General features: G+C 68.2%; 12 protein-coding genes. All 12 read right to left on the bottom strand.

All coding sequences use genetic code 11. The features are described 5' to 3' along the window. Nucleotides 1-82: 82 nt before the first annotated feature. Nucleotides 83-1,300 carry an MFS transporter gene (locus ACVN9Z_RS19975; RefSeq protein ID WP_173001262.1) on the bottom strand — a complete coding sequence of 406 codons (1,218 nt, stop codon included), beginning with the start codon at nucleotides 1,298-1,300 and terminating at the stop codon, nucleotides 83-85. A gap of 186 nt (nucleotides 1,301-1,486) precedes the next feature. Next, nucleotides 1,487-3,091: an ABC-F family ATPase gene (locus ACVN9Z_RS19970; protein ID WP_054507583.1), complete on the bottom strand. Its 1,605-nt coding sequence runs from the start codon at nucleotides 3,089-3,091 to the stop codon at nucleotides 1,487-1,489. Between the two features lie 144 nt (nucleotides 3,092-3,235). Next, nucleotides 3,236-4,285, bottom strand: a complete 1,050-nt coding sequence (locus ACVN9Z_RS19965) for an LD-carboxypeptidase (protein WP_070781689.1) — start codon at nucleotides 4,283-4,285, stop codon at nucleotides 3,236-3,238. Then, the gene (gene tadA / locus ACVN9Z_RS19960) at nucleotides 4,282-4,773 is read right to left on the bottom strand and encodes a tRNA adenosine(34) deaminase TadA (protein ID WP_020927463.1); all 492 of its coding nucleotides are present in this window, start codon (nucleotides 4,771-4,773) and stop codon (nucleotides 4,282-4,284) included. Before tadA ends, ACVN9Z_RS19965 begins: the two co-directional genes overlap by 4 nt. A 10-nt stretch (nucleotides 4,774-4,783) precedes the next feature. After that, nucleotides 4,784-5,632 carry an HAD family hydrolase gene (locus tag ACVN9Z_RS19955; protein ID WP_024068715.1) on the bottom strand — a complete coding sequence of 283 codons (849 nt, stop codon included), beginning with the start codon at nucleotides 5,630-5,632 and terminating at the stop codon, nucleotides 4,784-4,786. A gap of 112 nt (nucleotides 5,633-5,744) precedes the next feature. After that, nucleotides 5,745-6,242: a hypothetical protein gene (locus ACVN9Z_RS19950; RefSeq protein WP_024068714.1), complete on the bottom strand. Its 498-nt coding sequence runs from the start codon at nucleotides 6,240-6,242 to the stop codon at nucleotides 5,745-5,747. Nucleotides 6,243-6,473: 231 nt separating this feature from the next. Beyond that, nucleotides 6,474-6,812, bottom strand: a complete 339-nt coding sequence (gene mnhG / locus ACVN9Z_RS19945) for a monovalent cation/H(+) antiporter subunit G (protein ID WP_006388137.1) — start codon at nucleotides 6,810-6,812, stop codon at nucleotides 6,474-6,476. Then, nucleotides 6,809-7,090 (bottom strand): K+/H+ antiporter subunit F, encoded by a 282-nt coding sequence (locus tag ACVN9Z_RS19940; RefSeq protein ID WP_006388136.1) that lies wholly within the window; start codon nucleotides 7,088-7,090, stop codon nucleotides 6,809-6,811. The genes mnhG and ACVN9Z_RS19940 overlap by 4 nt, the downstream gene beginning before the upstream one ends. Next, nucleotides 7,087-7,569 carry a Na+/H+ antiporter subunit E gene (locus ACVN9Z_RS19935; RefSeq protein ID WP_006388135.1) on the bottom strand — a complete coding sequence of 161 codons (483 nt, stop codon included), beginning with the start codon at nucleotides 7,567-7,569 and terminating at the stop codon, nucleotides 7,087-7,089. Before ACVN9Z_RS19935 ends, ACVN9Z_RS19940 begins: the two co-directional genes overlap by 4 nt. Continuing rightward, the gene (locus tag ACVN9Z_RS19930) at nucleotides 7,569-9,200 is read right to left on the bottom strand and encodes a monovalent cation/H+ antiporter subunit D (protein WP_006388134.1); all 1,632 of its coding nucleotides are present in this window, start codon (nucleotides 9,198-9,200) and stop codon (nucleotides 7,569-7,571) included. The genes ACVN9Z_RS19935 and ACVN9Z_RS19930 overlap by 1 nt, the downstream gene beginning before the upstream one ends. Next, nucleotides 9,197-9,541 (bottom strand): Na+/H+ antiporter subunit C, encoded by a 345-nt coding sequence (locus ACVN9Z_RS19925; protein WP_006227452.1) that lies wholly within the window; start codon nucleotides 9,539-9,541, stop codon nucleotides 9,197-9,199. The genes ACVN9Z_RS19930 and ACVN9Z_RS19925 overlap by 4 nt, the downstream gene beginning before the upstream one ends. Continuing rightward, nucleotides 9,541-12,456 (bottom strand): monovalent cation/H+ antiporter subunit A, encoded by a 2,916-nt coding sequence (locus ACVN9Z_RS19920; protein ID WP_458212549.1) that lies wholly within the window; start codon nucleotides 12,454-12,456, stop codon nucleotides 9,541-9,543. Before ACVN9Z_RS19920 ends, ACVN9Z_RS19925 begins: the two co-directional genes overlap by 1 nt. Nucleotides 12,457-12,724 lie beyond the last annotated feature (268 nt).

Below are 12,724 nucleotides of genomic sequence, written 5' to 3'. Positions count from 1 at the left end.
GGCCTAATCTAACAATTCGTTATATGAATCCAAACGATAAATATCGCATGTCCTTAATGCCTGGAGTTATAAAACAGCCGCTTCAAGCGGCCGCCCCCGACCGGCTGGCATGCCGTTGCAGGCCGACCGCGATCAGGAAGCCGAACAGCACCGCCACCGCGGCGGACAGGAAGATCGCCGGATAGCCGAAACCGCCGGAGATATAACCCGCCACCGGACCGGTCGCGCCCAGCGCCAGGTCGAGGAAGGCCGAATAGGCCCCCAGCGCCGCGCCGCGGCTGCCCGCCGGCACCCGCGCCACCGCCTCGACCCCGATGGCCGGGAACACCAGCGCGAAGCCACAGCCGGTCAGGGCCGCGCCCACCAGCGCGGCGCCGGAATTGGGCGCCAGCCACAGCAGCGCCAGGCCGGCCGCCTCCACCAGGAACGACACCTGCGCCACCCTGAAGCCGCCATAGCGCGTGATGGTGCCCGCGAACAGCAGGCGCACGCCGATGAAGGCGCAGCCGAAGGCGCTGAGCGCGTGCGCCGCGCCCTCCCACGAGAAGCTGGCGTAGTACAGCGCCACGAAGGCCGCCAGCGTGCCGAAGCCCACCGAGCCCAGTCCCAGCGCCATGCCATGCGGGAACACCCGCAGCACCACGCTCTTGAAGGCCATGCGGTGGCCGCCGACGATGGCCACCGCGGCCCGCGCCAGCGCCAGCCCCAGGCCGGCCAGGCCCAGCAGCAGCACGGCGCCGCCCAGCGCGCCCATGCTCCATTCGGTCTCCAGGTAGACCCCCAGCGGCGCGCCCAAGGCCAATCCGCCGTAGGTGCAGATGCCATTCCAGGAGATCACCCGCGCCGTGTGCAGCGGGCCGACCCGGGCGATGGCCCAGGTGGCCGAGCCAGTGCCGACCCAGCTTTCGCCGAAGCCCAGCGCCAGCCGGCTGACGATGATGGCGCCCAGGCTGAGCCAGGCGCTGCGCTCGAAGGCGTAGGCCAGCAGCAGGAACACGCCGCTGGCGGCACAGGCGGCCATGCCGATCACCACGGTCTGCTTGGGGCCCACGGTATCGGCGATGCGGCCCGCGTGCGACCGACTCAGCAGCGTGGCCACATACTGCACGCTGATGGCCAGCCCGGCCAGCACCGAGCCGTAGCCGAGCTGGTCGTGCACGTAGCCCGGCAGCACCGCCAGCGGCAGGCCGATGGCCAGATAACAGATGAAGGTGAAAAAGGCGATCGCGACGATGCGCGCGGTCAATGCGAACGTCCCGATGGGCGCGCCATCGGGCGTGGTATGAGGAGTGGGAGGCATGGCAGACTGGGTGGAACCTGGCGCAACGGGCCAGGGTTTACCCGGATGATAGCCCAGCAGGATTGCGGCAGGCTGAACGCCGTCCAGCCCGCCGCCCTGGCCCGGGCGTCAGGCCCGCCAGCAGGCCTGGACGTAGGCCCGGGCCATAGGCCCGCATATCAGGCCCGTGGCATCGGGCTCCGAGTATCAGGCTTCGATGCCGCGCGAGGACAGGTAGTCTTCGTAGCCGCCGCGGTAGTCGACGATCTCGCCCGAGGGCAGGATCTCGATCACGCGCGTGGCCAGGCCGGACACGAATTCGCGGTCGTGCGACACGAACACCAGCGTGCCTTCGTACTTTTCCAGCGCGAACTGCAGCGATTCGATCGATTCCATGTCCAGGTGGTTGGTCGGCTCGTCGAGCAGCATGACGTTGTGGCGGCCCAGCATCAGGCGGCCGAAGGTCATGCGGTTCTTTTCGCCGCCGGACAGCACCTTGGGCGCCTTGGGCAGGTCGTCCGCCGAGAACAGCAGGCGGCCCAGCACCGAACGGATCGACTGGTCGTCGTCGCCCGGCTGGCGATGGTCGCCCATCCAGTCGAGCAGGTTGATGTCGGTCTGCAGGAACTGGTCCGACACGTCCTGGGCCATGTAGCCCAGGTCGGCGTTTTCCGACCACTTGACGCTGCCGGCGTCCGGCGCCAGATCGGTGGCCAGCAGGCGCAGCAAGGTGGTCTTGCCGACGCCGTTGGCGCCGATGATGGCGATCTTCTCGCCGGCATCGACCATGGCCGAGAAGTTGCGGATCACGGGCGCGTCGTAGGACTTGGACAGGTTCTCGACGGTCACCGCCAGGCGGTGCATGACCTTGTTCTGCTCGAAGCGGATGTACGGGTTCTGGCGCGACGACGGCTTGACCACGACCTGCTCGGCCTTGATGCGGTCGATCTGCTTCAGACGCGAGGTGGCCTGGCGCGACTTGGACTTGTTGGCGGCGAAGCGGCGCACGAAGTCCTGCAGTTCGGCCACGCGTTCCTTGGCCTTGGCGTTGTTGGCCACCAGGCGCTCGCGCGCCTGCGTCGAGGCCAGCATGTAGTCGTCGTAGTTGCCCGGGTAGATGCGGATCTCGCCATAGTCCAGGTCGGCCATGTGGGTGCAGACCTGGTTCAGGAAGTGGCGGTCGTGGCTGATGATGATCATCGTGCTCTGGTAGCTGTTGAGCACGTTTTCCAGCCAGCGGATGGTGTTGATGTCCAGGTTGTTGGTCGGCTCGTCCAGCAGCAGCACGTCCGGGTTCGAGAACAGCGCCTGGGCCAGCAGCACCCGCAGCTTCCAGCCCGGCGCCACTTCGCGCATCGGCAGGTTGTGCTGGTCGACACCGATTTCCAGGCCCAGCAGCAGTTCGCCGGCGCGGGCTTCGGCGGTGTAGCCGTCATATTCGGCGAACTTGGCCTCCAGGTCGGCCGCGCGCATGTAGTCGTCTTCCGACGCTTCCGGGTTGGCGTAGATCGCATCGCGCTCGGACATCGCGGCCCACATCTCGGTGTGGCCCATCATCACCACGTCCAGCACGCGCAGGTCCTCGAAGGCGAACTGGTCCTGGCGCAGCTTGCCCAGGCGCACGCCCGGCTCCAGCGAGACGTTGCCGGCCGACGACTCCAGGTCGCCGCCGATGATCTTCATGAACGTCGACTTGCCGGACCCGTTGGCCCCGATCAGCCCGTAGCGGTTGCCTTCCCCGAACTTGACGCTGACGTTCTCGAAAAGGGGCTTGGGACCGAACTGGATGGTGAGATTGGCGGTGGATATCACAGTGTTTTAGCAGCGGGAAATGGATGTGGCGCCAGGATGGCGCGACAACGCCGGCATGCGGCGAAACCTGATAGTGTACCAAGCCCGGATGGCAAACCGCCCGGCGCGGGCCGGGCGGTCGGAAAAACCAGGCGGGCCGGGGCCTCAGTGATGGTGTTCGTCCAGCACCAGGTGGGCCAGGCCCTTTTCGGTGGCGATGCCGACTTTCTGGCCGATCGGCAGCGTCGCCTTGGTGGCCACGTGGCCGTACGGCAGGCCGGTCACCACCGGCACCTTGACCGTCTTGCGCAGCCAGGCCACCACTTCGTGCAGGTCGTAGCCCTTGTCGTGCGGCGCCAGCTTGTAGTCGGAGAAGCGGCCCAGCACGATGGCCTTCTGCTTGCCCAGGATGCCCGCCTGCCACAGCTGGATCAGCATGCGCTCGATGCGGTAGGGGTGCTCGGCCACGTCTTCCAGGAACAGGATGCCGCCACGCACCTTCGGCATGTAGGGGGTGCCGATCAGCGAGGCCAGCATGGCCAGATTGCCGCCCCACAGGATGCCGCGGCAATCGACCGGGTCGGCGTCCTGGGTCTCGAAGCTGAGGATTTCCAGCTCGCCGCGCATCACTTCGCCGAACAGCGCTTCGGTCAGGTCGTCGACCTTCTTGCCGCCGAAGTCGTAGATGGCGGTGGCGCCGGTGTAGCTGACCGCGCCGGTCTGCGCCAGCAACGCCAGGTTGAAGGCGGTGAAGTCGCTCATGCCGACGAAGCGCTTGCCGCTGTCGGCCATGGCCTTCCAGTCGATCGCGTGCAGCAGCCGGCCCATGCCGTAGCCGCCGCGCGTGACCATGACGATCGGCAGCTTCTGCCTGGCGGCGCGCGTCAGGCTGGCCAGGCGCTGCGCGTCGGTGCCGGCAAAGCGCTGGTGCTCGGCCAGCGCGGTGCGGTCCAGCGCGGTCTTGAAGCCCTGCGCGGCCAGGCGCTCGCGCGCCAGCTCCACCGTCCGCGGGTCGCGCACGGCGGACGACGGCGAGATCAGGTAAATGCCGCGCGCGTCCGGGAAGCCGTGGACGTGGCCCGGCTCGTGGTCGTGGCTGTGGTCGTGGCCGCAGGCCTCGCCGCATTCGTGGTCGTGATCGTGGCTGGCGTGGTCATGCGCCGGGGTGGCGGCCGCCTTGGCGGCGCGCGCCTTGGCGCCTCGGGTGTTGCTCATGCGATGGATTCCTTGGCGCGGCGTTCGCGGAAGAACCGGCGCAGCAGCTCGCCGCAGGGTTCCGCCAGCACGCCGCCGGTGACTGAAGTGTGATGATTGAGTCTGGGCACCGAGCCCACGTCCAGCACGCTGCCGCAGGCGCCGGTCTTGGGATCGTAGGCGCCGAACACCACCCGCGCCAGCCGCGCGTGCAGCATGGCGCCGATGCACATGACGCAGGGTTCCAGCGTGACGTACACGGTGATGCCCGGCAGGCGGTAGTTTTCCAGCGCGCGCGCGGCGCCGCGCAGCGCGACGATCTCGGCATGCGCGGTGGGGTCGTGGTCGATGATGGTGCGGTTGTAGCCGCGCCCCAGGATGTCGCCCTGGGCCGAGACCACCAGCGCGCCCACCGGCACCTCGCCGATGTCATAGGCCGCCCGCGCCTGGTCCAGCGCCAGCGTCATGAAATCGGCATCCTGCGCGGTCCAGGGCGGCGTGGCCGCCATGGCGAGCGGCTCAACCACGGTACACCCGCGACTTGAGCGCGATGCGCCCGGCCAGGCTGGTCACGGCCTCTTCCAGCCACTGGTAAAGCTCGGCGTTCTCGTCGTAGCGCGCCTGGTTCAGGTTCGATACCCGGCCTTCCTCGATGAAGCCCCAGGCGCGGCTGCGCTTGTCGCGGTGCTTCGGATCCCACACGCCGAAGGCGAAGCCGCCGGCGCGGCGGATCAGCGAGAAGCACGGGATGTCGGTGTAGCCGTCGCCGACGAACACCATCTGGTCGAACGGCACCCGCAGGCGGTCTTCGGGCACCTTGCGGTTGACCTCGAACGGCTTGTTGCGGAAATCGCGGCCGATGATGCCCTTCTGGATGTGGAACAGATAGCGCGTCTTGTCGGTGAAGCTGACGATGCGGCGCGGAAACTCGATGCCGCCGTCGGCGCCATAGGTGAATTCGGAGGCCCAGATCTCGGTGAACTCGTGGGCGATGGGCGTGGAGCGGACCACGTCGCCGATGCCGCTGGAGATCAGGTAGAACTCCAGCTGCACCTGCGGCTGCTCGGCCCGCACCGCGGCGCGCAGGCGCTGGAACAGCGTGGACACGCCGTCGTGCAGTTCGAGCCGCGCGCCCCAGTCCTGCAGGCGCTGCTGCGTGATGAGGCCATGCCTGCCCTCGCGCGAGAGCTGGATCATCTGGTAGAGGTAGGCCGGAACGGGATCCCAGTCCTGCCTGGACAGCAGCGGGTCGACCTGGTCTTTCCAGAAGGACGCCGTGTCCACCCCGATGCTTTCCAGGAAACCGGACGTGCTGTCCGAGGCCAGCGTGTCGTCGAAATCGAAAATCAGGGCGATGACGTCGGACATGGATATGCGTGAGTAAGGGCGACAGCCGCCATTTTGCCTGATTGTGGCGGCGGCCGGGCCCCAGGGGCGCGGGGAAAGGGCATGACGCCCTCCCCTGGCCCTTCAAGCGCCGTTACTGGCGCATCGGCGCCGGCGGCGGCGCCATGCCCGGGGCGGGCGCCATGCCGGGCGCCGCGGCCGGCGGCGCGGGCGGCACCGTGCCGGCGGTGCCGGCCGGCACCTGGATCACGGTTTCACGCAGCACGCCACCGCCCTGCACGCTGCCGCGCACCTGGGTCGGCGAAGTCATCTGCGTGATGCAGTCCTGGCGCGAGTCGGCCGGCAGGCGGTTGCAGCGTTCCACCATGTTCTGCTGGTGCTGGTCGGTGCTGCCATCGCTCAGGTGCTGGCGATTGGCTTCCTGGCGGGCGGCGCCCGCCTCGCGCATGCAGGCGGTGCGTTCCTGCCCGGTGCTGCCGTTCTTGCAAGCCGCCACATCCTGTTCGTATTGCGCCTGGATGCCGGCGCGGCCGATCGGATCGGCCGCCTGCGCCGCTCCCGCGGCCAGCATCAGGCCTGCCGCGCAAAGGGATGCCGCAAGGCGTTTGGTGTGCATGGGACGTACATTCATGGCCAGCTCCTTGGAGAAAGAGGATTGAACCCGGGACGACGCGGCTTCATGGGCCGGCGCCGTCTGCTTGATACAACTATCCCACGATGGGACGACGGGGACATGTCCAGCAACGTGCAATCGTAAGCCGAAGTTTCCGATGCTGCGACGCAATATCCATTGCGTCCGCGCAACCCGGCGCCGGATTTTTCCGTTCCGTCCCTTTGCGTGCCCTGCTCCGCCCCCGCCCGCCTAGCGCGCGTCCAGATCGGCGTCGGCCTTGGTCAAACGGTTACGGTATACCGCCGCGCGCATCAGCAGCATCGCCGTCACCGGCGACGAGACGATCAGCAGCAGTGTAATGATCACTTCATGAAACACCGGCCGCGACGACAGCGCCGAAAACACCAGGATCGACGCGGCCAGCACGCAGCCGCAGCCCATGGTGTTGCCCAGCGTCGGCGCATGGATGCGGGCGTAGAAAGTGCGAAAGCGCAGCAGGCCGGCCGAGCCGGTCAGCGCCAGCAGGCCGCCCAGCACCAGCAGGATGCTGGCCGGAATGCTGGCCCACAGGGGAAGGGTTTCGATCATGGCTCGATCACCTCGCCGCGCAACAGGAAGCGCGCCATGGCCGTGGACCCCACGAAGCCGAACAGCGCGATCAGCAGCGCGATGTCGAAGTAGACCGGCGTGCCCGAACGGATGCCGAACACCAGCATGGTCAGCATGCCGTTGATGTAGAGCGTGTCCAGCGCCAGCACGCGGTCCTGCGCGGTGGGGCCGCGCAACAGGCGGATGGTGGCGAACACCATGCCCAGCGCAAAGCACACCAGGGCAAAGGACGCCGCCCAATACAGTATGGCGTTCATTCGAATATCTCCATCAAGGGGCGCTCATAGCGGTCCTGCACCAGGCGCACCCAGTCTTCCTCGTTCTGCAGGTCGAGCACGTGCAGCTTGAGACGGTGGTCGTCGGTCAGTTCGACCCAGACGGTGCCGGGCGTGTAGGTGACGATGCAGGCCAGCATGGCCAGGCCGTGCGGGTCGCGCATGGTCAGGGGGATCTTGATGAACCCGGGCGAAAAATCGTTGGGCCGCGGGTTCAGGATGAGCTTGGCGACCGCGACGTTGGACTTGATGATGTCCGCGGTCACGTGCAGGAACAGCGGAATCGCCTTCCACAGTCGCCGCGGCTTGGCGTGCAGCGGACGCAGGCGCGACGCGGCCCAGGTGAACCACAGGGCCAGCGCCACGCCCAGCGCGATCTGGCCGGCCGAGAGGCTTTCGTTCAGCACCAGCCACAGGACGAACAGGAACACCGGCAGGAAAAGGAAATACAGACGGCGCATCAGCTGCCTCCTTGCGCGGCGCGCACCGTCTGCGCGGACATGACGGCATCGATGTAGCTCTTGGGCTGGTCCAGCGAACGCGCGGCGTCGTCCAGGTAGGCCGACACCGGGCCCGCGCCCGCCGCCAGGCCCACGCACAGCAGCAGCAGGACGGCCACCGGCCCGGCTTCGATCACCCGCAGGCGCGGCGTGCTGCGGTCGTCGCTGGCCCAGAACACGCGGATGCCGGTGCGGCCCAGGCCGATCAGGCCCGCCAGGCCGGACACCAGCACCGCCGCCACCAGGATCCACGCGTCCATCGGCGGCGCCGATTCATTGGCGGCGGAAACCGCCGCCGACAGCAGCGAGAACTTGGCCACGAAACCCGACAGCGGCGGCAGCCCGGTCACCAGCAAGGCGCAACAGATGAATGCCAGCCCCAGGAAAGCCATGGCTGCCGGGATGGCGACGCCGACCACGTCGTCGGAACGATTCACCGACGTCGGGTCGTCCAGGTCGAAGGCGTCCAGCGTCACCGCCAGCACGTTGGCGCCGAAGCTGCGGGTGCGCTCGATCAGCTCGGCCAGCAGGAAGAAAGCGCCCGTGGTCAGCACCGAGCTGATCAGGTAGAACAGCGCCGGGCCGGTCAGCGTCACCCCCGGCATGCCCAGCGCCGTCAGCAGCGTGCCGGCCGAGACGATGACGCAATACCCCACCATCTTCTCGAGCTGCTGCGTGGCCAGCAGGCCCAGGCCGCCGAACAGCAGCGTGGCCAGGCCGGCCGCGAACATCCAGTCCAGGCTGAACGCGGCCGGCGCGCCGCTGGGCAGCAGCAGCGAACCGATGCGCAGCAGCGCGTAGATGCCGACCTTGGTCATGATCGAGAACATGGCCGCGATCGGCGCGCCGGCCGAGCCGTAGCCCTTGACCAGCCAGAAGTTCAGCGGCCACGCCCCCGCCTTCACCAGGAAGGCCACGCCGAGGATGGCGGCGCCAGCCTCGAACAGCATGCGGTCCGAACCGGTCAGGTTGCCGGCGCGCAGCGCCAGGTCGGCCATGTTGAGCGTGCCGCTCACGCCATAGATCAGCGCGATGCTGATCAGCAGCAGGAACGAGGCCACCAGGTTGACGGCGATGTACTGCAGGCCGGCACTGACGCGCGCCACGCCCGAGCCGTGCAGCAGCAGCCCATAGGATGCGGCCAGCAGCACTTCGAAGAACACGAACAGGTTGAACAGGTCGCCCGTCAGGAAGGCGCCGTTCAGGCCCATCAGCAGGAACTGGAACAGCGAATGGAAGTGCACCCCGGCGCGGTCCCAGCGCGCCAGCGCGTAGGTCAGCGTGGCCAGGCCCAGCACCGCGGTCAGGGTCAGCATGACCGCGGCCAGGCGGTCCACCACCAGCACGATGCCGAACGGCGCGGGCCAGTCGCCCACCAGGTAGACGCCGACGCCGTCCGGCCAGACGCCCGGCACGACGCCGCCGGCGACCGCCAGCAACGCAATGGCGGCGGCCAGTTGCGCCAGCGTCGACACCATGGCGATGGCGCCGCGCGCGTAGCGGCTGGTGTCGGCCAGCAACAGCATCACGGCGCCGGCCAGCAGCGGCGTGATGATGGGCAGGATGGGAAGGTGTTGCAGCCAGAAACTCAAGATTGGGACTCCCGTCCATCGACGTGGTCGGTGCCCGTCAAGCCGCGCGAAGCCAGCAGCACCACCAGGAACAGCGCGGTGGTGGCAAAGCCGATCACGATGGCCGTCAGCACCAGCGCCTGGGGCAGCGGATCGGCATACCAGGAAGGATCATGGGCCATGGCCGGGTCCACCACCGGCGGACGGCCCGAGGTCAGGCGGCCCATGCCGAAGATGAACAGGTTGACCGCGTAGGAGACCAGCGACAGGCCCATGATGAACTGGAAGGTGCGCGGCCGCAGCAGCAGCCAGACCCCCGAGCCCGCCAGGACGCCGATCGCGACGGCGTAAATCAATTCCATCAGGCTTCCCCCGTTTGTGCGGCGGCCGCCTGGCTTTCGGCGGCTGCCTTGCGTTGCGCGCGCAGCGATTGGTGAGCCAGCGCCACCAGCACCAGCACGGTGGATCCGACCACCAGCATGTAGACGCCCAGGTCGAACAGCAACACGCTGGACAGGTGCACGTGGCCCACCAGCGGCAAGGCGATGTCCCAGGCCAGCGCGGCCAGGAACGGCTTGTAGGCCAGCCAGGCGGCCACCGCCGCCGTTCCGGCGAACAGCAGGCCGATGCCGATCCAGTTCTGCGGGTTCAGGCGGCTGCGCGACTCGACCCAGTAGACCCCGCCCACCATGTATTGCAGGATCACGGCGGTGGCGAAGATCAGGCCGCCGACGAAGCCGCCGCCCGGCTGGTTGTGGCCGCGCAGCAGGAAATACACCGAGATCAGCGCCGCGGTCGGCAGCAGCAGGCGCACCAGCACCGTGGGCACCATCATCGGGCCGGTCGGCACCACCGACTTGATGTCGGGCGCGGCCGGCACCGGGCCGTCCTGGTCGATCTGCTGGCGCGGCAGGTCGGCGCTCTCGGGCGCCGGGCGGAAGCGGCGCAGCAGCGCATAGACCGTCAGCGCCACGATGCCCAGCACGGTGATCTCGCCAAAGGTATCGAAGCCGCGGAAGTCCACCAGGATCACGTTGACCACGTTGGTGCCGCCGCCATCGGGCAGCGCGCGGTCGACGAAATACGAGGAGATGGTCTCGCCCTGCGGCCGCACCAGCACGGCATAGGCCAGCGCCGCCATGCCGGTGCCGGCGGCGGTGGCCAGCAGCAGGTCGCGCAGGCGGCGGCCACGAGCCCGCAGCGTCGCGCCCAGGCCTTCGTCCTCGTCCTGCGCGATGCGGCGCGGCAGCCAGCGCAGGCCCAGCAGCAACAGCACCACGGTCACCACTTCGACCGACAGTTGCGTCAGCGCCAGGTCGGGCGCCGAGAACCAGAGGAACGTGAGACAGGTCACCAGGCCCGCGCCGCCGGCCAGCGCCAGCGACGCCAGGCGGTGGTACTTGGCCTGGTAGGCGGCCGCCACGGCGCACACGCAGCCCACCAGCCACAACAGGGCGAACGCGGGGTCCACCGGGGCCGCGCGGCCGGTGCCGTCCAGCCAGCCGCCCGCGCGCAGCGGCAGCCAGGCCACGAACAGCGTGCCTAGCACGATCAGCACCATCTGCACCTGCAGGCGCGACGAAGCCAGCCAGCGCAGCAACCAGGCGGCCGCGACGCTGGAACCGTCCAGCAGCGCCTCGAACGAGCGGCGGCCATCCAGGCGGTAGATGAACGGCACCCGGCCCGGATTGGCGCGCTGGTGCGCGCGCAGCGCCAGGTACAGGATCACGCCCGCGGTCATGGCCACGAAGCTCATCACCAGCGGCAGGTTGACGCCGTGCCACACGGCCAGGCTGTATTCGGGCATGTCGGCGCCCAGGATGCTGCGCGCCGCCGTGGCCAGGAACGGGCCCAGGGTCACGCCCGGCAGGATGCCCACCACCAGGCACATCAGCACCAGCAGGCCGCTGGGCACCAGCATCCAGCCGGGCGGCTCGTGCGGGGCGCGCGGCAGGTCGGTGGCTGGCGGGCCGAAGAACACCTGCAGGATGAAGCGCAGCGAATAGGCCACGCTGAAAGCCCCCGCCACCGTGGCCGCCAGCGGCAGGCCGGTGCGCGTTATCCAGTCGCCGCTGACGAAGGTGGTCTCGGCGAAGAACATTTCCTTGGAGATGAAGCCGTTGAGCAGCGGCACGCCCGCCATCGAGGCGGCGGCCACCATGGCCAGCGTGGCCGTGATCGGCATGGCCTTGTACAGCCCCGACAGGCGGCTCAGGTCGCGCGTGCCGGTTTCGTGGTCGACGATGCCCGCCGCCATGAACAGCGAGGCCTTGAAGGTGGCGTGGTTGACCATGTGGAACACCGCCGCCACCAGCGCCAGCGAGCTGTTCAGCCCCAGCAGCAAGGTGATCAGGCCCAGGTGGCTGATGGTCGAGTACGCCAGCACGCCTTTCATGTCCTGCTGGAAGATGGCGGCATAGCCGCCCAGCACCAGGGTGATCAGGCCGGCGCCGCCGATGATCCAGAACCATTCGTCGGTGCCCGCCAGCACCGGCCAGAAGCGCGCCAGCAGGAACACGCCGGCCTTCACCATGGTGGCCGAGTGCAGGTAGGCCGACACCGGCGTGGGCGCGGCCATGGCATTGGGCAGCCAGAAGTGGAACGGAAACTGCGCGCTCTTGGTCAGCGCCCCCAGCGCCACCAGCACCAGCACGGCGGGATACCAGGGGTCGGCGCGCACCAGGTCGCCGGCGGCCAGCACCCGGTCCATGTCGTAGCTGCCGACGATGTGCCCCAGGATCAGCACCCCGGCCAGCAGGCACAGCCCGCCGGCGCCGGTCACCGTCAGCGCCATGCGCGCGCCGCGGCGGGCATCGAGGCGGTGATGCCAATAGGCGATCAGCATGAACGAGGCCAGGCTGGTCATTTCCCAGAACATGACCAGCTGGATCAGGTTGCCCGACAGCACCACGCCGAGCATGGCGGCCATGAAAGCCTGGAAGAACGAGAAAAAGCGCGGCACCGGGTCTTCCGGCGACATGTAATAGCGCGCGTACAGCACCACCAGCGCGCCCATGCCCGAGACGATCAGGGCGAACAGCCAGGCGTAGCCGTCCATGCGCAGGGTGAATTGCAGCCCCAGCGCGGGCGCCCAGGGCATGTCGGCGCGGATCACGCCGCCATCGGCCACCTGCGGATACAGGCTGGCGACCAGAACCACGCACACCAGCGCGATGATGCCCGCCAACCAGGCCTCGGCGTTGCGGGCGTTGGAAGGCAGCAGCGCGGCGCACAGGCTGCCGGCAAACGGCAGAGCGAGGATCAGTATCAGCGACATGGCGTTCCGAGAATGTCCGGGCCCCCTCCCGCCAGCGCGGCAGCGAGAGACGAAACGAACCGGGGATTGAAAAACGGACGGAACCCTGGCCCGGTGCGTCGCTGCACTACACGTTGCCCCGCGGGGACTTCGACCAACGCCCCATTGAACGGCGCAGACAGAAACAAACGCAATAGCTTTATTGCAAGACCGGCCAAGAATCTCATCCGAAAAATATCAGATTCTTGTAAGTTATGCAGAGATTTATGCACGTACCGAGGGGATGACG

This window comes from Achromobacter sp. KK8, assembly GCF_054188005.1.
Note: the sequence above shows the minus strand (reverse complement) of the source record. Positions and strands in the feature narration are given on the sequence as shown.